General features: G+C 51.6%; 17 protein-coding genes. 13 read left to right on the forward strand and 4 right to left on the reverse strand.

Going from position 1 to position 22,999, the window contains the following annotated elements; all coding sequences use genetic code 11:
• Positions 1-76 precede the first annotated feature (76 nt).
• A complete protein-coding gene (gene argH, locus QOL41_RS08715) occupies positions 77-1,525 on the forward strand; it encodes an argininosuccinate lyase (protein WP_283429448.1) in 1,449 nt (482 codons plus the stop codon).
• A 119-nt stretch (positions 1,526-1,644) separates the two neighbouring features.
• On the opposite strand, the gene QOL41_RS08720 is transcribed toward argH, so the two are convergent.
• The gene (locus QOL41_RS08720) at positions 1,645-3,057 is read right to left on the reverse strand and encodes a glycine--tRNA ligase (protein WP_072798927.1); all 1,413 of its coding nucleotides are present in this window, start codon (positions 3,055-3,057) and stop codon (positions 1,645-1,647) included.
• Between the two features lie 211 nt (positions 3,058-3,268).
• Here QOL41_RS08720 and QOL41_RS08725 point away from each other — a divergent pair, with 211 nt between their 5' ends.
• Both QOL41_RS08725 and QOL41_RS08730 read left to right on the forward strand, forming a co-directional pair.
• Entirely contained in the window at positions 3,269-4,198 is a 930-nt protein-coding gene (locus QOL41_RS08725) for a peptidoglycan DD-metalloendopeptidase family protein (RefSeq protein WP_283429449.1), read from the forward strand.
• A 2-nt stretch (positions 4,199-4,200) separates the two neighbouring features.
• A complete protein-coding gene (locus QOL41_RS08730; protein WP_283429450.1) occupies positions 4,201-5,124 on the forward strand; it encodes a tRNA-dihydrouridine synthase family protein in 924 nt (307 codons plus the stop codon).
• A 10-nt stretch (positions 5,125-5,134) separates the two neighbouring features.
• On the opposite strand, the gene QOL41_RS08735 is transcribed toward QOL41_RS08730, so the two are convergent.
• Entirely contained in the window at positions 5,135-6,328 is a 1,194-nt protein-coding gene (locus QOL41_RS08735) for a cation:proton antiporter (RefSeq protein ID WP_349362392.1), read from the reverse strand.
• Positions 6,329-6,395: 67 nt separating this feature from the next.
• Between QOL41_RS08735 and QOL41_RS08740 the strand changes: the two genes are divergently transcribed.
• Positions 6,396-7,232 carry a type II secretion system protein gene (locus tag QOL41_RS08740; RefSeq protein ID WP_283429452.1) on the forward strand — a complete coding sequence of 279 codons (837 nt, stop codon included), beginning with the start codon at positions 6,396-6,398 and terminating at the stop codon, positions 7,230-7,232.
• Here the strand turns inward: QOL41_RS08740 and thiH are convergent, their stop codons facing one another.
• The gene (gene thiH / locus QOL41_RS08745; protein ID WP_283429453.1) at positions 7,233-8,498 is read right to left on the reverse strand and encodes a 2-iminoacetate synthase ThiH; all 1,266 of its coding nucleotides are present in this window, start codon (positions 8,496-8,498) and stop codon (positions 7,233-7,235) included.
• Positions 8,499-8,936: 438 nt separating this feature from the next.
• Between thiH and rpsO the strand changes: the two genes are divergently transcribed.
• From rpsO to QOL41_RS08770, 5 genes are all read left to right on the forward strand, one after another.
• The gene (gene rpsO, locus QOL41_RS08750) at positions 8,937-9,209 is read left to right on the forward strand and encodes a 30S ribosomal protein S15 (RefSeq protein WP_072978575.1); all 273 of its coding nucleotides are present in this window, start codon (positions 8,937-8,939) and stop codon (positions 9,207-9,209) included.
• A 21-nt stretch (positions 9,210-9,230) separates the two neighbouring features.
• A complete protein-coding gene (gene pnp, locus QOL41_RS08755) occupies positions 9,231-11,477 on the forward strand; it encodes a polyribonucleotide nucleotidyltransferase (protein WP_283429454.1) in 2,247 nt (748 codons plus the stop codon).
• Positions 11,478-11,643: 166 nt separating this feature from the next.
• Positions 11,644-13,344: an HD domain-containing phosphohydrolase gene (locus tag QOL41_RS08760; RefSeq protein ID WP_283429455.1), complete on the forward strand. Its 1,701-nt coding sequence runs from the start codon at positions 11,644-11,646 to the stop codon at positions 13,342-13,344.
• Between the two features lie 29 nt (positions 13,345-13,373).
• A complete protein-coding gene (gene ispG, locus QOL41_RS08765) occupies positions 13,374-15,113 on the forward strand; it encodes a (E)-4-hydroxy-3-methylbut-2-enyl-diphosphate synthase (RefSeq protein ID WP_283429456.1) in 1,740 nt (579 codons plus the stop codon).
• Between the two features lie 41 nt (positions 15,114-15,154).
• Complete coding sequence (locus tag QOL41_RS08770) at positions 15,155-16,321, forward strand: phosphoglycerate dehydrogenase (RefSeq protein WP_283429457.1); 1,167 nt, start codon at positions 15,155-15,157, stop codon at positions 16,319-16,321.
• A 12-nt stretch (positions 16,322-16,333) separates the two neighbouring features.
• Here QOL41_RS08770 and QOL41_RS08775 read toward each other — a convergent pair whose 3' ends face one another.
• Positions 16,334-18,109 (reverse strand): AMP-dependent synthetase/ligase, encoded by a 1,776-nt coding sequence (locus tag QOL41_RS08775; RefSeq protein WP_283429458.1) that lies wholly within the window; start codon positions 18,107-18,109, stop codon positions 16,334-16,336.
• Between the two features lie 129 nt (positions 18,110-18,238).
• Here QOL41_RS08775 and sstT point away from each other — a divergent pair, with 129 nt between their 5' ends.
• From sstT to QOL41_RS08795, 4 genes are all read left to right on the forward strand, one after another.
• Entirely contained in the window at positions 18,239-19,486 is a 1,248-nt protein-coding gene (gene sstT, locus QOL41_RS08780; RefSeq protein ID WP_349362393.1) for a serine/threonine transporter SstT, read from the forward strand.
• A 122-nt stretch (positions 19,487-19,608) separates the two neighbouring features.
• Positions 19,609-21,006: a GGDEF domain-containing protein gene (locus QOL41_RS08785; RefSeq protein ID WP_283429460.1), complete on the forward strand. Its 1,398-nt coding sequence runs from the start codon at positions 19,609-19,611 to the stop codon at positions 21,004-21,006.
• 23 nt (positions 21,007-21,029) lie between these two features.
• Positions 21,030-21,809, forward strand: a complete 780-nt coding sequence (locus QOL41_RS08790) for a hypothetical protein (protein ID WP_283429461.1) — start codon at positions 21,030-21,032, stop codon at positions 21,807-21,809.
• 69 nt (positions 21,810-21,878) lie between these two features.
• Positions 21,879-22,970, forward strand: coding sequence for a histidine phosphatase family protein (locus QOL41_RS08795; RefSeq protein ID WP_283429462.1), 1,092 nt, complete (start codon positions 21,879-21,881; stop codon positions 22,968-22,970).
• Positions 22,971-22,999: the final 29 nt, after the last annotated feature.

Raw genomic sequence — 22,999 nt, forward strand, 5'->3', positions numbered from 1 at the left:
AAACAGAACTTAGAGCTTAGTTGGTTGAGCTTAGAAAATTTTATATTTGCACGCGAAAAAACAAAAGGATTTGCAAATGGCACAAAACAAGAGCAACGTGAAAACGAATTCCGGCAAAACATCTTCTGCCAAGAAAGGCACCCAGACCAACATGTGGACCGGCCGCTTCGCAAGTGGCATGGCGCAGAGCATGGTGGACCTGAGCTTCAGCCTGCAATTCGACGCCGAACTCATCGAAGAAGACATCGAAGGCAGCATCGGCCACGGCAAGGGCTTGGTGGAATCCGGCGTGCTCAGCAAGGCCGACTACAAGAAGATTTGCGATGGCTTGGCCAGCATCCTCAAGGACTACAAGACCGGCAAGAACCTGTGGCAGGAATCTGACGAAGACATTCACATGGCCGTAGAACGCGTGCTCACCGAACGCATCGGCGCCCTCGGCAAGAAGATCCACACGGGCCGCAGCCGTAACGACCAGGTCTGCACGGACTTCAAGCTTTACATGCGTCACCGAGCCGCCGAAATCCGCGCCCTCGAAGTTTCTTTGATGGAAACGGTCCTCGACCTCGCCAAGAAATACTTCGGCAAGATGATGCCGGGTTACACGCACCTGCAGCAGGCACAGCCGATTTACTTCAGCCATTACCTGATGAGCATGTTCTTTGCCGTGAGCCGCGACGTAAAGCGCCTCGACAACTTCTTGGAACTGCACAGCGAACTTCCGCTCGGTAGCGGTGCCATGGCCGGTTCTGCATTCCCGTACCACCGCGCCCTCGTTGCAAAGGAACTCGGATTTAACGGCGTTAGCCCGAACAGCATCGACGCCGTGAGCCACCGCGACATGATGCTCGAATTCGAAGCCGATCTCGCCATCATCGCAAATACGATGAGCCGCTACGCCGAAGACTTTGTGAACTGGAGCACCAGCGAATTCGGCTACCTCACCCTGCACGACGCCTTCTCCAGCGGTTCCTCGATGATGCCGCAGAAGAAGAACCCGGATTCCATGGAACTCATCCGCGGAAAGTCCGGCCGCATGCTCGGTAACTTCAGCGCCCTCTACACTCTGGTGAAGGGAGCCCCGCTCAGCTACAGCCGCGACCTGCAAGAAGACAAGGAACCGGTATTCGACTCCGTGCATAACGTGAAGGTGATTCTCCGCGTGATGAAGGAAGCCTTGGAAAGCGCTCGCTTCAACTTCGACAAGATGCACGCGAAGATGCTGCCGGCGCTGCTGGCCACCGACCTCGCTGATCTTCTGGTCGAATCCGGCGTGCCGTTCCGCGATGCCCACCACGTGGTCGGTAGCCTGGTCGGCGAAGCCGCCCGCCAAGGCCTCGAATTCACGGACCTCTCCGACGAGGCCTGGGCCAGCGCCGGTGTCCCGAACGTCAAGCAAATGAAGAAGACGCTCACTTTCGAATACAGCGTTTCTCGCCGTAACATCGAAGGCGGCACAGGCCCCAAGTCCGTCAAGCAGCAGTTCGGCAAGGCCGAAGCCATCTTGAAGAAGTTCAAGAAGTAATTTCTGAACAAATGAAATTCAAAAACCGGGTTCCACTAGGAATCCGGTTTTCATTTGGAGTTTTTTTCAAAAAAAAGAACCCGTTTCCGGGTCCCTTTTTGAATTTCTTTACAAAGAAACTAGCAGCCGAGCTTGGCGGAGAGGTAAGCTTCGAGTTCGTCGATCTTGACCAGTTCCTGCTTCATGGAGTCACGTTCGCGAACGGTCACGTAGCCGAGCTTTGCCGGATCGGATTCACCTTCGCCCACGGTGTCGAAGTCAACGGTCACGCAGAACGGCGTGCCGAGTTCGTCCTGACGGCGGTAGCGCTTACCGATGGACTGAGTTTCATCGTATTCCACGTTCCAGCGGTTGAGGAGCTTCTGGTAGAGTTCTTCAGCCTTGGCCTTCACCTGGCCCTTCTTCACGAGCGGGAGAACGGCAACCTTCACCGGAGCAATCTTCGGGTCAAAGTGGAGCACGGTACGTTCATCGTTTTCGAGCTTTTCGACTTCGTAAGCGTCGCAGAGGAGCACGAGAAGCAGACGTTCCACACCGAGGGACGGTTCCACAACGTACGGGATGTAGCGCTTGTTCTGGACCGGGTCAATGTATTCCTGCTTGACCTTGGATTCGTTCTGGTGCTGCGTCAAATCGTAGTTCGTACGAGATGCAATACCCCAGAGTTCGCCCCAACCGAACGGGAATTCGTATTCTACGTCAGTCGTGCCGTTGGAGTAGTGAGAAAGTTCTTCCTTGGCATGTTCGCGGAGGCGGAGCTTTTCCTTGTTCACGCCGAGATCGTTCACGAGCCAGTCGAAGCAGTACTTGCGCCAGAAGTTGTACCAGTCAAGTTCGGTGCCCGGTTCGCAGAAGAATTCAAGTTCCATCTGTTCGAATTCGCGAGTACGGAAGATGAAGTTACCCGGAGTGATTTCGTTACGGAAAGACTTACCGATCTGACCGACGCCGAACGGAATGCGCGGGCGGACGTTATCGACAATGTTCTTGAAGTCAACGAAGATACCCTGAGCGGTTTCCGGACGGAGGTACACCTTGTTGCCTTCGCCTTCAATCACGCCGATTTCGGTCTGGAACATCAGGTTGAATGCGCGGGGCTTGGTCCAATCGGTCTTGCCACAGGTCGGGCATTCAATCTTGTTGTCCATCATCATCTGGTGGACTTCGTCAAAATTCTTGCCGGCGCAGCAGCCTTCGCCGAGTTTGTCTTCCAAAAGTTGGTCGGCACGGAAACGTTCGTGGCAAGCGAGGCAGTCGACCAGCGGGTCAGAGAAGTTACCCACGTGGCCAGAAGCCTTCCAAACGCGGGGGTTCAAGAGAATAGAGCTGTCGAGACCGAGCACATCCTGGCGGCTGGTGACGAACTTCTTCCACCAGAGGTTCTTGATGTTGCGCTTCAGTTCCACGCCATACGGACCGTAGTCCCAAGTGTTGGCGAGGCCGTCGTAAATTTCGGAGCCGGGGAAAATGAAACCGCGGCGCTTGCAGAGGGAGATGATGTCCTTAAGGGCATCCTGAACTTTCTTTGCCATTATATAATCCTTTATCGACTAATTTTAGCCGGACTAGGAACCTACCTGGATGATAGGCCCTGACGCGCGCAAATTTAGAAAATTATACAACTCCGATAAGACTAATTTCGCCAAAAAACGCAATATATGCACACAGCAACGTACACTTTTATTTACGCAAGGAAAATAAAAGTTTCAAAATCAAGCGAAAAATATTATATTGCTAAAATCTATGAAATTGCTTGTACCCCTATTGTTTTTAGTTATACCTTTTTCTGTTTGGGCCTACGAAGAAATTGTATTCGCAGATGATATTGCTGAAACCGAAAGCGAATTTACAGGCAACCCGATAGTCGACGAAGCCGACGCCGGTAATAACGAAAAAGCAGCCAACGAAGTTGCTGCCGCCTATTCTGATATTGAAGCAGACAGTTCCGACAACGCTTCTGAAATGAGTCAAGAAGAAGCCGATGCAGAACTTGCCGCAGACATGGGCTCTGGCGATTCCGCAGAACTCAAAACGCTCCCCAAATTGACGCTTGACATGACCACCGCCTTTGTGCCTACAGCAAGCCGCCGTATTTCGGCTCCTTATGGCATTCGTACCTACCGTATGCACCGCGGTGTCGACATGGGACTTTGCCACGGTGAAGACCGCACCATTGTGGCCGCCTTTACAGGGGTTGTCACCAAGGTCCGTAACCAAGGCCGTCGCAAAGGCTACGGCAAGTACGTGATTTTGGACCACGGTAATGGTCTCACCACTTTGTACGCTCACCTCGCCAGCTGGAAAGTGAACGTCGGCGACACTCTGCAAGCCGGCGATACGATTGGCGTAGGCGGTAACACAGGCCGTTCCTTCGGTGCACACCTGCACTTTGAAATGAAGTACCACGGAAACTACATCGATCCGGCTACGATTTTCAACTTCGAAGAAGGCACATTCCAGAGCGCCCTCATTACAATTGAACCGCAAGAAATTCTCGCTGTCGAAGAAGGTTTCCAGAAGGAACTTTCCAAGCACCGCTACTACAAGGTAAGAAGCGGCGACTGCCTCGGCAAAATCGCCCGCAAGTACGGCATTTCTGTCACACGCCTCAAGCAGCTGAACGGCATCAAGGGCAACACCATTCGCCCGGGCCAAGTGCTCCGCTGCTCGTAAACATGCTCCCCATTCACTTTGCCCCTCTCCAGGGATTTACCGAATCAGCCTATCGGCTAGCCCACAGCAAGTTCGCCCCTGGAATCCATACCTATTACACACCGTTTCTTAGGTTGGAAAAGGGCGAAGTTCGAGCCAAAGACCTCCGCGATTTGCAAACGGAGCATCCCTACCACCTGGTACCACAAATCATTGTACGCGATGTCGAAGAATTCAACCTTTTGACTAAGGCTGTTACAGAGCTTGGTTTCAAGGAAATCGACATCAACATGGGTTGCCCTTACCCCATGCAGACCAAGTCGGGCCGAGGTTCTGGAATACTCCCCCATCCCGAAAAGGTCCGCGAAATTCTCGACGCCATAAACCAAGCCGCCGCAGAACCCGCAGCAGCAAGCGCCCCCAAGTTCAGCATCAAGATGCGACTCGGGCTTACCTCCCCAGAGGAAAGCCTGCAACTGCTACCGCTCCTGAACAGCGCTTCCCTCGCCCACATTACCCTTCACCCGCGAATCGGAATCCAGCAGTACAAGGGCGCGCTTGACTTCGAGACTTTTGACAAATTCTACAGCGAATGCAAGCACCCGCTGATTTTTAACGGTGACATCACCGACCTCAAGCAGATTCAGTATATCGAGACTCGCTACCCGAAACTCGCGGGAATCATGATTGGCAGGGGCCTCCTCGCGAACCCGGTTCTCGCCGCCCAGTACGGCGGACTCCCCTGCGGAACCGCGACAGAAACGCTTCTCAAAATTCACGCCGACATCGCGGCCGACTACGCCCGCCGCTTGCAAGGCAACGCCCAAATTCTAGACAAAATCCGCCCCTTCTGGACGTATGCGGACCTTCCTAAAAAGATTCGCAAGAAAATTGAGAAATCCAGGACCTTCGAAGAATACCTCGAAGCCGTCAATGAACTCGGCTAACTGATTTCGCTTAGCCGTTCTCGGCCGAATCCACCGGCACCAAGCGCTTATAAGTCTTGTCGATAAAGATGGCACCAAGCGGGGCCGTAACCATAATCGCCACCGCAGCAAGCGTCAACACATTGTTGCCGCAGGCAAGCCCAAAGCTTAAAGGTACGCCACCGATAGCCGCCTGGACAGTCGCCTTGGGCACGTAAGCCAGCATGCAGAACAAGCGTTCCTTTTTGTTCAGCGGAGTACGCCACATGCAAATAGCCACGCCAGCCATTCTAAAGAACATGGCTCCAAGCACCACGAAAATCGCACCTATTCCAGCCGTAAACGCATAAGCCACATCCAAGGTGCTACCCACCAGCACAAACAAGATGATTTCTGCCGCGACCCAAAACTTGGTGAACTTGCCGCTGATGCGTTTTGCAAGCTCCGGGTGTTTACCGTAAATGCAGGCAGCAATCGCCACCACCGCAATCATGCCGCTGAACGGCACCACATGGCTAATATCATGTTCCAATTCGTTCAGCAAGAAGGCGAAACTCAAAATGATCAGCACCTTGACCGTATCGCGCATGTGCTTGTGCTTAAAGAACCAAACCAGCGCATAACCGCAGGCCACTCCCACCACAGCACCGAGGGTTATGGACACCGGCACCGAAAGAAAGCTCGTCGCCGACACGCTCTCGCCCTTAAGCAAAGCTAGGAAAGCAGCAAAAGTCACCAGCACATACACGTCATCAAGCGAAGCGCCAGCCAGAAGCATCTGGGGAATCCCCCGTTTGACGCCGCGATTTTCCTCGCGCATCTTGAGCATGCGCGGCACCACTACCGCCGGCGACACCGCCGCAATGGCCGAACCCATGAGAGCAGCCTCCCAATAAGTCACCCCCATCAGCGACGGCGCAAGAAGCACTACGCCCAAAATTTCCACCGACGCCGGAACAAAGCACATCATCAAGGCCGAACGCCCAATCCGCTTGAATTCCCGCATATCAAGGGTCAACCCCGCACGCGTCAGGATTATGACCAACGCAAGCTGTCTCAAGTCCGCCGAAATATCCAAAAAAGCCGGCCGAAGCAGGTTCAGAGCATGGGGGCCGAGAATAATCCCCGTCAGAATCATCCCGAGAATACTCGGAAGCTTAAGCTTGACAAAAATCGAGCCTAAAAGTAACCCCAACAAGAAAATAAGCGCTAGAGACGTCAACATAATGCAATTTTCGGAGCCAAAGATAGAAATTCAACTATATTTTGGCATAAGAGCGAGAAAATACAATATGAAACACGGATTTTCATTAATCGAAATTTTGGTCGTTATCGTCATTCTCGGCGTACTCGCCGGGATCGGCGCCCCAAAGCTTATGGGATTCACCGAAAAGACCAAAGAAAAAGCTGACTTAATGAAGCTGTATTATCTACGTGACGCTCTGAACAAGGCTTTAATATCAAGCGGCGAAGCTTTATATAATAGCCCCTATTTATCTAAGGGCGATGATTCAACCAATATTAAAAATCGAGACAAGTTAAAACAATACTTGGAAAAAGAATCTGGCGTCACCTTATTTGTCATTGAAATGAAGGGAGGCGCCTCCATGAATGTCCAAGCCTCTCACGGAAGCGCAAACAATAGCGCAAACATGTGCGATTTGATTGGAGACGCCGGAACTTGGTACGACGCCCTGAACGAAGCTCACTTTGAAGGTGTTGCCGACATTGTTGCATTTAGACAGCAAACCGGAAACAACGGCGGGATTAAAAAAGATGTTGAAAAAAATGGAAAGTCCCACTCCACATTCACTGTAAAAGAAGACGGTTCCAACTGGCGCACTTACCCCAACACACCCATGTTCATGAGCAGAGAATTGAATTACGGGAAAGCCGCTGGCTTGGATAAAATTACCTCACAGGGCAATAACAAAACCAATTACCGCTTGACAATGAGCGTCCAGTGGACAGGTGGCAAAGAAGGTAGCCATTCTGTAGAAGTCGCGCTGCTCCCCAATGGCGCAAAAATGCGCAACAAATCAAATGGACGCGGTGGCGCATTCCTCACCGATAACGGAGTTTGCTTTTCGACCTATGGCGACATAGGTTGCGCAGACTACAAGTACTAATTACACGTACAAGTAATCGTTCAACACAGGCTGCAGGCCTTCGCCCGAAATGTCGCTGTACATGGCGTTGAAGCTGCGGCCGTCGTTGATTTCAAACTGTTCGTCACCGCCTTCGCCGTCATCGTGACCGCTGTATTTGCTTTCGTGGTCGCCAATGCCAGTCGAAACACCTGCCGACACCTTGGTCGCCGCAATTTTCACGATACCGTTGCGGAATTCCTTGCTTTCGCGGCTCGAAACCGTGATGCCCACATACGGCAAGAATATACGGTAGGCGCAAAGCACCTGGCAGAGTTCCTTTTCATGAACATCCAGCGGGTCGATCTTGTCGTTGTTGATGATGGGGCGGAGTCGCGGGCAGCTGAGGCTCATTTCGGCATGCGGATACTTCTTTTGTAAGTAATACACATGGAGCGCCGATGCGAGCGCGTCGCGGCGGAAATCCGAAAGGCCGAGGAGCGCGGAGAATGCCACCCCGCGCATGCCTGCCATCAGGGCGCGTTCCTGCGAATCGAATCGGTACGGGAACACGCGCTTGTGACCCATCAGGTGAAGTTGTTCGAAACGAACCTTGTCGTAGGTTTCCTGGAAAACCGTCACGTAGTCCACGCCGCATTCGTGCAGGTAGCGGTATTCGTCCGTATTCACCGGATAAACTTCGATGCCTACCATGCGGAAATACTTGCGGGCAAGCTTGCAGGCCTCGCCGATGTATTCCACGCTGCTTTTCGCGCGGCTCTCGCCCGTGAGAATCAGGATTTCTTCCATGCCGCTGTCGGCAATCACCTTCATCTCGTGCTCGATCTGCTCCATGGTGAGCTGCATGCGCTTGATGTGGTTGTAGCAGTTGAACCCGCAATAGACGCAGTAGTTTTCGCAGTAGTTAGCAATATAGAGCGGAGTAAAGAAATAGACGTTGTTACCGAAATGCTTGCTGGTTTCGATTTTCGCCTTGGCCGCCATCTGTTCCAAATACGGAGCGGCAGCCGGCGACAGAAGCGCCTTAAAATCTTCGAGCGTGCAACGTTCATGTTCCAGAGCACGCTTTACATCTTTGCCGGTGTACTTGGAATAGTCGTAATTTTCCGATTCGGCGAGCACCTTGTCAGCAATGTCCGACTGGATAACTTCCATGCCGGGCAAATAGTCCATTATATTAGTGCGAGCACTAGGGTCATTCTCGATGCGGTGCTTTTTGGCGAGCGCCCCTTCCGAGAGGTTGCCTGAATCAAACAAGTAATTATTGTCTTTTCTAGCGGTTTCCATTATACAGTCACTAGTCAATAGTCTTTTTTCGCCGGAAAATATAGAAACTCTTTGTCTATAAAGCGAGATATCAGCTCATATTATAAAAACTGGCAAACGGCGACAAAAAAGCAAAGATTCCTTCGCAAAAGTGTGCAAATGAGAGTCGCAGCGGCAAGTTTACTTGCCGATATGACCGAATGCAGCCACGGACGCCGCAGGCGTCAACTCCGAGCTGGGGCCCCTCCCGCATATAAAAAAGCGTTTTTTACCCTCTAAAAGGGTGATTTCACTGAAAAAAACAAAAAATCTTTAGAAAAACTTTTCTATATATACCCGCAAATTGCATTTTTGCCTGGGTCCTGTGACCAGATTCGCCAATTCCACTGGTGCAAGAGCAGAGAAACTCGGACAAAAACATGTAATGAAACAACAAACACAAAAAAAGGAATGGCTATAATGGCTACTATCACTAAAGAAAAGGCTGCAGAAATCACCGCTAAGTTCGGAGCAAACGAAAAGGACACCGGTAACGTCCGCGTTCAGATCGCTCTCCTCACCGAGAAGATCAAGAACCTCACCGAACATGCAAAGACCCACAAGAAGGACTTCCACTCCCTGCGCGGTCTGTCCATGATGGTTTCTAAGCGCAAGAACCTCCTCAAGTACTACGGCGAAAAGGACATTATCGCCCAGCGTGCCTTGATCAAGGAACTCGGTCTGCGCGGCTAATTCTTCAGACTGGAGAAATTTATGTCTATTGACGCATACCATCAAAAATACGGCAAGATGCTCGACCCGAAGGAAGTGTCTGTTACGCTCCCCGACGGCCGTGTGATCACGTTTGAAACGGGCCGTATTGCCAAGCAGGCACGCGGTGCTGCAGTCGCCAAGATGGGCGATGCATTCGTGCTTTCCACTGTCTGCTACGGCGAAGAAAAAGAAGGTGATTTCTTCCCTCTCACTGTGGAATATCGCGAAAAGGCCTACGCCGCTGGTCGCCTCCCGGGCGGCTACAGCAAGCGCGAAGCCGGACGTCCCTCTGACGAAGAAACTCTTTCTGCCCGTATCATTGACCGCCCGATTCGCCCGATGTTCCCCGAGAACTTCACGCGCGAAGTCCAGGTGATTGTGCAGGTTCTTTCTGCTGACCGCAAGTTCGCACCCGATGTGCTCGGCGTGTCTGCAGCATCCCTCTCTATCGGTCTTTCTGAACTGCCCTTCGAACAGCAGGTTGCCGCCGTACGCGTGGCCGTGGTCGATGGTCAGAACATCGTGATGCCCACCTACGAACAGATGGCCTGCGCCGATCTGGACCTGGTGGTCGCCGGTACCGAAGATTCCGTCTGCATGGTGGAAGGCGGTGCCTACGAAGTGTCCGAAGACACGATGATCAACGCAATTCTCGCCGGTCACGAAGCTATCAAGGCTATGTGCAAGGCCCAACAGGAACTGGTGGACCGCTGCGCTAAGCCCAAGATGGAACTCAAGCCGCAGCACGTTGGCGAAGCCCACGAAAAGCTTCTCGCCACGGTGAAGGAAGTGGTCTGGGACGAACTGAACAAGGACGTCCACTCCAACATGGTGAAGACCGACTTCTATCCAGCTATGGCAGACCTCTGCGCGAAGATGCTCGAAGACGAACGCATTCTCGCTATCATTGGCAAGGACGAAGAACAGGATCCTGCTCTTGTTGCAGACGCTAAGGCAATCTTCAGCGACTACGAACGCACTGCCATGCGCGAAATGATCTTGAACGAAGACGTGCGCCTCGACGGCCGTACGACGACCGAAGTCCGCCCCATCGAAATCGAACTCGGCGTTCTCCCGAGCGCTCACGGTTCTGCGATTTTCCAGCGTGGCGAAACCCAGGGTCTCGTGGTCTGCACGCTCGGCTCCAAGGCCGACGAACAGCGCTACGAAAGCCTGCAGGGCGAAGGCTCCAAGAGCTACATGCTGCATTACAACTTCCCGCCGTACTGCGTGGGTGAATGCAAGCGCCTCGGCATGAGCCGCCGCGAAATCGGTCACGGCCACTTGGCCGAACGTTCTCTCGCAGCAGTGCTCCCGCTGCCGGAAGACTTCCCGTACACCATCCGCGTGGTTTCCGAAATTCAGGAATCCAACGGTTCTTCTTCCATGGCCTCTGTTTGCGGTGGCTGCCTCAGCTTGATGGACGCTGGCGTTCCTATCAAGGCTCCGGTTGCAGGTGTCGCCATGGGCCTCATCTCCGAAAAGGGTTCCGTCAAGGAAGGCGGCAAGATCAAGATCTTGACCGACATCACCGGTACGGAAGACCACCTCGGCGATATGGACTTCAAGGTGACAGGTACTGCCGAAGGTATCACAGCCTTCCAGATGGATATCAAGATCCGCGGCATTACGCCGGAACTCATGCGCGAAGCTCTGGAACAGGCACGCCAAGGCCGCCTGCATATCCTCGGCAAGATGGCTGAACTCGGCCTCGCCGCTCCGCGTCCGAAGGTTTCCGACAAGGCTCCGACCATGATCAAGATGCGCATCCCGACCAACAAGATCCGTGACGTTATCGGTTCCGGTGGCTCCGTGATTAAGGGCATGCAGTCTCAGACTGGTTGCACCATCAACATCGATGACGATGGCAACATCGACATTGCTGCTCCGAGTGGCAAGGCCGCTGCAGTTTGCCGCCGCATGATCGAAGAACTCACTGCTGAACCCGAACCGGGCCGCAAGTACAAGGGCAAGGTGAAGACGATCCAGCCGTTTGGCGCATTCGTCGAAATCCTCCCGGGTCGCGATGGCTTGGTACACATCTCCGAACTTGCCGACCACCGTGTCGAAAAGGTCGAAGACGTTGTTCACGTTGGTGACGAAGTCGAAGTGCTCTGCCTCGGTGTTGACCCGAAGGGCAAGGTGAAGCTTTCCATGAAGGCTTTGCTCCCTCCGAAGCCCGCTGAAGCTCCGGCCGCCGAAGCACCTGCTGCTGAAGCTGCCCCGGAAGCCCCGGCTGAAGCCTAATTCAGAACAAATTCTGTAAGACAAAAAGACGCAGTCGTCAATCAAAAATTGGCGACTGTGTTTTTTACACGCTTTTTAGACGGATTTGTAACAACGTTCCACTTCATGCCGCCATTATAATTTATATTTAAAGTGGTTTGCATGGTGTTTGAATAGATGGGAATCTATGGTTGTTTTATATTTGACAATTTTAACGGTCGTAGCCGCGTTAAATTTCCTTTTGCAATATCGAATTAATTCGAAGCAAGGCGGCCCTTATCCGCTACTTTTTTTCTGTGTTTTTATTGCTTGTTTAGGGCACTTACTACTCGCCCGCTCAACAAATTTGGACCAAGCGATTCTTTCGAACAAGATGATTTATCTTGGTTCCATGTTCCTTCCGGTTCTTACTTTTAAAGCAAGCCTTTTTGTTTGTAAGATCAAGTTCCCGGCATGGAGCTACGACCTGCTCATGCTGATTGTTTTTGTCGTTCTAGGATTTTCCTTGACTGTCGGAAGCAACGACTTCTATTACAAATCGATTAAATACATTCAAACAAATGGCGCAGGTAATTTTGTTGCCGAGTATGGTCTCGGACACGACATTTTCAACGCCTGCATGGTCGGTTTTGTCGTTATCAACGTGAGCCTTATTGTTTACGCCTTCATTAAAAAGAAAAACGTTTCTTTCAAGAGCCTGACAGCCCTTTCTGCAATTGAAGCCGTTTCCATTCTTTCGTTCTTCGTTTCTCGATTTGTCGAAAGCGATACCATGGTCATGCCGGCGGTCTACGTGTTTGACCAATTCGCGCTCATGTACATTTGCTTTAGAGTTCAGCGCTACGATATCGAACAAATTGTTTCGCAAATGCTTGAAACCCAGAATGTCAACAGCTATGTTCTTATTTCTTCGGACAACAAATTCCTTGGTTGCAACACTGTTGCCTATGACAATTTCCCAGCTCTTAGAAATTGCCGCATCGACCATACAACACAAGATAATTCCGAATTAAACCATCTGCTTCTTGCCTGGAACAAGGAAATTTCTCAAGGCAAGGTTACAGCCGAAAAGAAACTTGAAAGCGACGGCAAATTCTATAAAGTGCTGTTACGTCAATTGCCTCTTTCTCGTTCCGCCAAAATTCACCTGTTCAAAATCGAAGACGAAACCAGCATGCACAACTACATTAACATGTTGGGTTCCAACAACGTGCGTCTCGAAATGATGCTCAAGGAAAACGACTCCCAGATTCGTTCGATTCAGGAACAGATGGTTGTGGGCATGGCGCATATGGTTGAAAACCGCGACAGCAACACGGGTAGCCATATTAAGCGCACGAGTAAGGCCGTTCAGATTTTAGTTGAATATTTGCGCAAAGACCCAACCCTTGGACAGTCGGAATTTTTCTACGACAGTTTGGTATCGGCAGCCCCGATGCATGACATCGGTAAAATTGCTATTGACGACCGCATTCTAAGAAAGCCTGGTCGCTTTACGCCGCAGGAATACGCCGAAATGAAGGAACACCCCGAAAAGGGAGCCATGATTGTCGAAAACCTGCTGACCTCGGTGGAATCTCCGGACTTTGTAAGAATTGCAAAGAACGTCGCCCGCTACCATCACGAGCGTTACGACGGTTTCGGTTACCCCAAGAAACTCAAGGGCACCGATATTCCGTTAGAAGCCCGCATTATGGCTATCGCCGACGTATACGACGCCTTGGTGAGTAAGCGTTGCTACAAGGCAGAAATGTCTTTTGGTGAAGCTTACGAAATCATTCTCGAAGGAATGGGTACGCAGTTCGACCCGTCACTCAAGGATTGCTTTATCGCTTGCCGTAAAAAACTTGAAGAATACTACAGCAGCTTGGGTGAAGACGAGGTGTAAAACGATGAAAATTTGCTATCTTTGGGCACATGACAAAGTTTAGCGAATTCCCGTATGTAGCCGACCGCTTTAACGCAGTCCGCAGGGAAACTGTACAAGTTCGCGTTGGCGACGCACTTATCGGGGGCAATGCCCCCATTTTAGTTCAGTCCATGACCACCACCAAGCCTAAGGACGTCGAACGTACCGTGGCTGAAACGTTGGCACTTGCCAAGGTGGGTTGCGGACTCGTCCGTATTACCGCTCCGACATTTGCAGACGCACAAGGTCTTGAAGAAGTCATGAAGCAGGTGCGTGCAGCCGGTTGCAAGGTTCCGGTTTCTGCCGACATCCACTTCCAGCCCAAGGCCGCTTTCGAAGCACTCAAATGGGTCGAAAAGGTCCGCATCAATCCGGGTAACTTTGTCGACACAGGCATTTTGACGCTTGACCAGCAGACGGACAAGACTTTTGAAGAAGGCAAGGAAAAGGTTGCCGAAGCCTTTACGCCATTCGTGCAAGAAGCCAAGCGCCTCGGCCGCGCCATTCGTATTGGCGTAAACCACGGTTCCCTTGCCGCCCGTATGATTTACCGCTACGGCGACACCGTCGAAGGCATGGTGGAAAGCGCCATGGAATACTTGGCCGTGTGCGAAGCCGAACATTTTGATCAGGTTGTTTTGAGCCTCAAGAGCAGTAACCCGCGCGTGGCCATTGCCGCCTACCGCATGCTCGCCGCCCGCATTAAGCAAGAAGGTTTCAAGCCCTACCCGTTCCACGTGGGGGTGACCGAAGCGGGCGCGGGTGCCGACGGACGACTGAAGTCGGCCGCGGGCATCGGCGCACTGTTGCTTGACGGTCTTGCCGACACTATCCGCGTATCGCTCACCGAAGATCCGGTGGCCGAAGTCCCGGTGGCACAGGAACTCATTAAGGCATGCGCACTCCCGACAAAGCCGGTGAGCTACGCAGTGCCGGTTCTTGAAAAAGACCCGTACCATTACGAACGCCGCGAGACCGAAGTTGTGAAGGTGTCGGGCGTAGAAATCGGTGGTTCTAACCCGGTGAAGGTCGGCGTGAAGGCCGATGCAATTGCACTCACGGGCGAACGCCGCAATGCAGAATTTGCACTCCCCAACTTGAACGAAAAGCCGATTGTGGAATTCAAGGACGCCATGGATATCGCGGGCTTTGCCCAGAATCCGGCAGCGGTACCGGCAGGTTCCGTGTTCTGCTACACGGGAGCCGAAATGGTTTCCGGCGTGCGCGCCCTTGCTGCTGCACTCGATGCAGCAGGTCGCAAAGACCCGATTTTGCTTTACGCCAAGATTAGCGACAACGAACGAGAAACGCTCCGCGTTTCCGCCGACATCGGAAGCCTCGTGACCGATGGTCTTGGCGACGCCGTCGTGATCAACGGTTACAAGGGCGCCAAAGAAAGCGTTCTTCTCGCCTTCGATATTCTGCAGGCCGCATACTGCCGCCGCAGCAAGACGAACTTTATCAGCTGCCCGAGCTGCGGCCGCACCCTCTATGACATTCAGCAAGTCATGGGCAAGATCAAGGCTCGTTTCGGACATCTCTCTGACATTTCCATCGGTATCATGGGCTGTATCGTGAACGGCCCGGGCGAAATGGCAGACGCCGACTTCGGCTACGTAGGTGGCGGCCCCGGCCGCATCACGCTTTTTGAAGGCAAGACCGCAGTCAAGAAGAACATCCCCGAAGAAGACGCCATCGAAGAATTGGTGAATTTGATTAAGGAACGCGGTCGCTGGGTCGAACCGTAACGCTCCCTCAAAAGTTTTAACATTAAACAAAGGATAATACAATGGCAACTATTAAGACGATGAACAACATTTCCAAGAAAGGCCTGAGCCTGTTTGGCTCGTTCTATCAGGTTTCCGACTCCGTCGAAAAACCCGATGCCATCTTGGTGCGTTCCGCCCAGGTTGATACTGACAACTTTGACGGCCTGCTGGCTGTCGCCCGCGCCGGCGCTGGCGTGAACAACATCACCATCGACAAGGCTTCCGCAAAGGGCATCTGCGTGTTCAATACTCCGGGTGCAAATGCCAACGCCGTTGCCGAACTCGTGATGACCGTGCTCGGCATGGCCGTCCGTAACGTAGACAAGGCAGCCGCTTGGGTCAAGGGTCTCGACACAAACGATCCGGACCTCGCTAAGACCGTTGAAAGCGGTAAGAAGAAGTTTGCCGGCATGGAACTCGCCGGTAAGACACTCGGCGTCATCGGCCTCGGCAAGATTGGCGTGCTCGTTGCCAACTATGCCCGTTGGAAGAACATGCGCGTGCTCGCTTACGAACCGTATCCGAACGCCGCCAACATGCACGAACTTTCCAACAAGGTTGAAATTGCCGACCTCGACACCGTGATCGCCAACTCCGACTTCCTCACCGTGCACGTTCCGTTCATCAAGGGCGTGACCGAAAACTTGCTCAACCGCAAGAACCTCGCCGGCTTCAAGGGCAGCTACATCCTGAACTTCGCCCGCGGCGGTATCGTGGAAATGGCTCCGGTCAACGAAATGCTCGCTTCCGGTTCTCTCCAGGGCTACCTCTGCGACTTCCCGGATGCAGACCTCATCAAGAACGACAAGGTGACTTGCTTCCCGCACCTCGGTGCTTCCACTGAAGAAGCTGAAGAAAACTGCGCTGTGATGGCTGTCGAAGAATTGAAGGACTACATCGAATATGGTTGCGTCCGCAATTCCGTGAACTTCCCGGCCCTCGTCGATCACCCGCATTCCGGCGTCAAGAGCCGCGTCGTGGTCATCAACCAGGACGTTCCGAACATGATTTCTGAAATCACGAAGGTGTTCGGTGCCGAAGGCATCAACATTGCATCTTTCAGCAACAAGAGCAATGGCAAGATCGGCTACAACCTCGTTGACGTGGAAAGCAAGGTCGATGACTCTATCGTCGAAAAGCTCTCCAAGCTCGACAAGGTCATCAAGGTTAGAGTCATCCACTTCTAAGATTATTAAGGCTTAGTCCTTATACATCTTTTCAATTTCTTCGGCGTACCGTGCTTCAGCGACGGTGCGCCGAATTTTTAATGTAGGCGTCAAAAGCCCAGATTCGACGGTGAGTTCGTCACCGATCAAAGTCCACTTGCGGATTTGTTCCCAGTGGTTCAATTTGCTATTAACACGCTCGACATGGCGGTTAATCGATTCAAAAATACGCTTGGACTTGAGCGCTTTTTCGACACTAAATTCTTTGCCCGTACGCTGCAGGAATCGCTTTGCGTTCACCGGGTTCAAGAAGATTAACGCCGAAGCAAACTTGCGGTCGTTTGCAATCACAAGCGCTTGTTCCACCAGAACATGGCGGCCAAGTTCCAATTCAATTGGATTCGGGCTCACGTACTTGCCCGTACTCGTTTTCAAAAGTTCCTTGAGGCGGCCCGTCAAGTACAAATAGCCGTCGCGGTCAAAGTAGCCTTGGTCACCCGTTTTAAAGAATCCGTCTTCGGTAAAGATATCCTTGTTCAAATCGGGCCGATTGCGATAGCCCTTGAACACGCTTTCGCCTTTAACAAGAACCTCACTATGTTCGCCAATTTTCACCTGCAAGTGCGAAAGCGGGAGCCCCACGCTGCCGGGCCGCGACTGGCCGGGTTTATTCACGCTCACAACAGGCGAACATTCCGTAAGCCCGTAACCTTCGGTCACGTTCACGCCCACATTCAAAAGGAACCTGCATATCGACTTGTTCAAAGCCCCGCCGCCCGAAATCACCAGGCGGAATCTACCGCCCAAGGCTTCGCGCAACTTGCTGTACACAAGCCGGTCGTAGATTTTAGCGAAAAGGCCTCTCTTTTCAAGCGGGTTATGCCTTTTCGCATACGAAATCGCATGCACAAAAAAGCTCTTCTGGAATCCGTGCATTTTTTCGCCGGCAATCGTCATACTTTCGAACAGGCGTTCCAAAATACGCGGCACCACCGTCATAACAGTCGGGTGAATTTCCTGAATAATTTCGGCGGTATGCTGCGGAGAATCGGCAAAGTAAATCTTGATTCCACACAACGTATAAAAGTAGACTGACATGCGTTCAAAGGCATGCGCCACAGGCAGTATGACCAAGGCACAATCCGACTCGCGATTCAACCGCAAAAAATCGCGCTTGATAACCTGAATTTGCGAAATCATGTTCCGGTGCGTGAGTTCAACGCCCTTCGGAACCCCAGTCGAACCGCTCGTATAAAGAATCGAGAAAACATCGTCGGGGTTCAGCGAATGCATTTGCTGGTTCAGCCAGAGCGAAGATTCCGGTTCACGTGACAGCACCTCGCCTTCTTTAACCAGGTCTTCCCAGTATACGCCATTCGAAGGCAGTTCCGAATGCTTGTCGATACAAATGACCGCATTGAAACGCGGCATCAAGGCGCCAATCGCAGGCGAAAGGTCCGAAAGCTTGTTCAGCACCAACACCTGTACCGAAGCGTCATCACACTGGTAATTGAAATTTTCAGCAGAGATATTCGGGAAAAGGGGCACGACCTTGGCTTGGTTCAACTGCGTTGCCACATCGGCCATAATCCATTCCGGGCAACTCTCGGCCACAATACCGATGCTTTTTCCTGCAACAAGCCCACGCGCCCTAAAAGCAAGCGCCAAATATTGAGTTTCACGCCGGAGCCTGCGCCCCGTAAAGTGAATCCATTTTCCGTGTTTACGATGAGACCAACCCGCGAAGTTTTCACGATCGCAGTTTGCAAAAAACACATGCGCAAGCGATGTATATTGCAACGGTTCCATAAAACACACTCTCTTTTACCTTTAAAATACATTTATTAGGCCAAAAATATCTGTTTTATTTGTAACAGAATCACTTTTTTTCTTTATATTTTATACAAAAGGGGTTGTTTATCGGATTGAATCAAAGGAATGAGTATGTTCAAAAAGATTCTGGATAAATACAACGGCATAAAGCTAAACTACCGTATTGCGATAGCTATCGTTATCGGTACACTTCTTGGAATTTTCCTTCCCGGGCAAAAATGGATTGGCGAACTCGGCGTTCTGTTCGTAGGCGCCATGAAGGGTATCGCCCCAATTCTTGTATTTGTCTTGATCGTGAACTCGCTTTCTACAGGAAAGACTTCGCTTGACAAACGCTTCGGAAAGGCCTTCGGCTATTACATGGTCAGCACCGTTTTGGCAGCACTTGTCGCCGTCACGGCAAGTTTCTTGTTCCCGCAGAATCTGCAACTCGTCCAAGAAGCAACCACCTCCGCTACTTTGCCCAAAGGCATTGGCGAAATCCTGAACAACTTGCTCGTGCGCGCTGTTTCGAACCCGTTCGAAGCCATTACCGAAGCCAACTACATCGGTATTCTTGTTTGGGCAATCATTTTCGGTTTTGCAATCAAGATTCACGCAAGCGATTCGACCAAAAGGCTTTTGCAAGACGTCACCACGTCTGTGACAGCCATTGTCCACTGGTTCATTAATCTCGCCCCGTTCGGTATTCTCGGCCTGCTTCATTCTGCCATCGCCACCAACGGCATCGGCATCTTCAAGACCTACGGCATGCTAGTTGCAGTTCTTGCCGGAGCCATGTTCTTTATGACCTTCGTTGTCGCTCCGATGATTGTAAGTTTTGCCATCAAGCGCGACCCCTACCCACTCGTTATTTTCTGCCTCAAACAGAGCGCCATTACGGCCCTCTTTACCAGAAGCTCGGCTGCAAACATCCCCGTGAACATGGATACCTGCGAAAAGCTCAAGCTTGACCGCGAATTCTATTCCGTCTCGATTCCGCTGGGCGCCACCATCAACATGAACGGTGCCGCCATCACGATTGCGATTATGACCTTGGCTGCCGCCCACACGCTCGGCGTTTCCGTCAGTTTCCCGACCGCCCTGATGCTTTGCATTATCGCCAGTATCGGTGCTTGCGGCGCAAGCGGTATTGCAGGTGGCTCGCTGTTCTTGATTCCCATGGCATGTTCGTTCCTCGGTATTTCAAACGACGTCGCCATGCAGGTCGTTGGCGTTGGCTTTATCATTGGCGCCGTACAGGATAGCCTTGAAACCGCCCTCAACTCTTCGACCGACGTGATGTACACCGCCGCCGCCGAATACAGCGGTTGGGTCGCCGAAGGCAAGAACCTGCCCCGACGATTCCGCTAAACAGAAATAGTAGGCATTCTCAAGCCTACTATTCCAATATGGAATAAATTTTTTTCTACAAATTGGGTTAGGCCGTTCGCTTTTTGAAAAATTAAATTATCTTCTCTTCAAGGAGAAAAGTAATGGCAGCGTACAAAAGACCCATCCATAGAAGCCTTGTTCTTGGAAGCGCGGTATTTATCGCGTTCATGTGTTTTTTGCTCTCGATTCAAGCGTACCTCACCTATTCGAGGTCGATGTACGAACGCTACGACGACAAGCTTGACGATATTCTAAACTACGTTACCAAACAAGTTGATCTTGACGACCTTTACGATTGTGTCATCAAAGGTGAAAGAAGCGAAAAATACAATCAATTTCAAGAATTGCTCAACGGCATGGTCGACGAATTTGAGCTGTTCTACCTTTACTCCGTCTTTGTCCGTGACAAATTGATGATCAACATCTGTTCGGCAACCAGCGCCGAAGAACGCGCCAAGGGCGAAGAAGACATGCCCTTGCTTGACTCAAGCGACGCTTATCCCGAAGATGAACTCAAGAAGTTTTCTGCCGCCATTGCCAAAGATGAAATTTCGTACTTCGAAGAAAATTCCGAATGGGGTTACGCCTACACCGCCTGTAAGCCACTCCAGAATTCTACTGGCGTCCATTTCGGCATTCTCTGCGCAGACATTTCTATTAATGAACTCCACAAGACCGTTCACGATTACGTTTTATACAACGTGATTTTGTCCTTAGGCCTTGGTCTGTTATTCGGGCTTATCTTGATTGTCTGGCTGCGCCACAATGTGACAGGCCCGATTCTCGCTCTCGAAAAGAGCGCACGCCGCTTTGCTGAAAAAAGCCGCAATAAAAAGAAAGACCCCAAGGATCTCGTCTTTGACGCTCCCGACATTAACACGCATAACGAAGTCGAATCGCTATCGATTGCTATCGCCCAGATGTCTAAAGACATGAAGACTTATGTCGAAGACATTCTGGAAGCCGAAGAAACCGTCAAGACGGCCCAAGAAGAAGCCGCCAACATGACCATGCTCGCCTACAAGGATTCGCTCACGCATGTGGGCTCAAAGATTGCCTACGACAATGCAGCAAGAATCTTGGAAAAAGACGTCACGGAAAAACTGGTCACAGAATACGGCATCGCGATGATCGACTTGAACAACTTGAAGGTCATCAACGACAGCTATGGACACGCCAACGGCAACACCTACATCGCTGGAGCTTGCCATATCGTATGTACCATCTTCAGGCATTCTCCGGTATTCCGCGTCGGTGGCGACGAATTCATTGTCATTCTAAAGAACAGCGACTACGAGAACCGTAAAGAACTTGTCGAAACCACTCGCAACAAGTTCCAAGAAACCGAAAACGATTACTCCAGGGAACCTTGGGAACGATTCTCGGTTGCAATTGGCATCGCAGAATACAAGCCTGGTGATACCGTAGATGCAGTGGGCAAACGTGCCGACGAAGCGATGTACCAAAACAAGCTCATGATGAAGAAAGCTAGAACGTAGTTCTAATTTCTATATTTACATCTGTGCTTGATGTATTGAATCTCAATTTTTCCTTTTATGACTGGCTGCTGATTTTCATGGTCACGGCGCTCGGCACTTTGAGCGCCTACTTGAAAGACCCGCAACTTAAAGCCGTCACGGCAACCATTCCGATTCCGTGCGGTTTCGCCTACATTGCCGTCGGTCTCCCGATGGGAACAGCAAACGCGATTTCTGGATTCATGTGCTTTCTGTACGTGCATATCGTACGCATTCTGCATTACAAAGTCAAGGTTCCAATTGTCCCGAGCATTATCGCAGGGCTCGCCTTCTTTGTCGCTCTCGGCACCTTCCTCATGCCGCGCATTCCCGATACCGAAGCAAGCTTCTTGGGCGTTTGCGCCTTCGACTTTATCGTGGGCGTTATCATGTTCCAGAAGCAGAGCTATAAATCTGGCGTGCGCTATAAGACACCGCTCCCCATTTACATCAAAGCTCCTGCCATTGCGGGTGTCGTTTCGGGACTCATGCTCATCAAGCGCCTGATGGGCGGATTCTGCACCAGTTTTCCGATGATGAATTCCATCGTGAGCTATGAAAGCCGCTATTCGCTGGGCGACCAATGCCGCCAACTCCCGCTGTTCTTGATTGCAGGACCGCTCATGTTCATCGAAATGCGATACTTGGAGATTGGCCTCGGTCTGAACCACTGGATTGTTCTTTTGTGCGGATACATTTTGTTCGCGACCATTTACTGGCCTTTGAACAAAGAACTCAAGCGCCGTAACGAGCAGGCCGAAAAAGCATATAGCAGTAGGCAATAGACAGTAGACAGGGGCGAAGGTTCCCTGTTTTTTACATTTATGCGAACGTAATTATTGTATATTATGAACATGAAAAAGAAATTCATTACCGCAGCTCTTACCGCGTTCACGGTTATGGCCCTTTTCTCGGCCTGTTCTGAGTCCAGCTCTTCTAGCAGCACTCCCGTGTCCCCGATTTCAAGCGAAAACGATTCTACCAAGGTAAATCCTCAGCAGCCTGATCAGCCGGTAATTACCCCGACGGATTCTACCACGGCCACTGATCCGGATGTAATCACCGACCCCGTAGTTGACCCTGGTTCAGGCGATTCCACCGTAACGATAGTTACGCCCGTCGATACGACCACCCAGCCGCAGCCCGTGAATCCGGACACCTCTACGGTGACGCAGCCCGAACCGGTCGTTGTCGCCTGCGCCGAAGGTGAAGTCCCCACCCCCGTGGAATTCCCGCAGAATGAATTTACCGATATCGGTGACGTTTACAAGAACATCCAGTGCAACGAAAAAGTGGTGTTCATGATTCGTCACGGTGAACGTTCCCGCAACTATTCCGGCAAAGAAGCTCCCCTGACCGAAGACGGTATCGAAGAAGCAACCGCCATGGGCGCAAAGCTCATTGGCCCCGGTGAATTCAAGTTCATTCACACAGGCTTTGTCCGCACCTATCAGACTGCCCTTTACGCTGCAGTCGGTCGCGGCCAGGCTCAAGTTTTGGAAGACGGCACCGCCGTGAACTTTGTGGCAGACACGGTCTCTCAGCTGACAGACGGCTGGTTCATGAAGGACAAGGAAAAGCGCGACGAATACCAGGCCGCCGATTCCACCCTCAAGAACGTGAACGTGATGTATGCCGCCTGGGCTTACGAAGGCCTATACAGCGACGTGTTCTACAACTTGGAAGAACGCAGCCAGGAACTTTTGAACACCTACGTGCTCAAGGACGTGGCAAGCCTCCCCAAGTACACGCTAATTGCCTCTCACGACCAGTTGCTGATGCCCCTGTTGGTCTACCTCACCAACAAGCAGATCGATTTGAAGCTCCACAACCCCACCCCGCCGCGTAACTGGCTGACCTTCTTGGCTGGTGTCGCCATCATTGTCAACGACAAGGGTGAACTCCGTTATGCCCCAATTAAGGGCGGTGCAACAGGCGTTGAATAACGCTGTTGAGAAACCATAAACATAAATAT

It is taken from the genome of Fibrobacter sp. UWB10, assembly GCF_900182935.1.
Taxonomy (GTDB): domain Bacteria; phylum Fibrobacterota; class Fibrobacteria; order Fibrobacterales; family Fibrobacteraceae; genus Fibrobacter; species Fibrobacter succinogenes_O.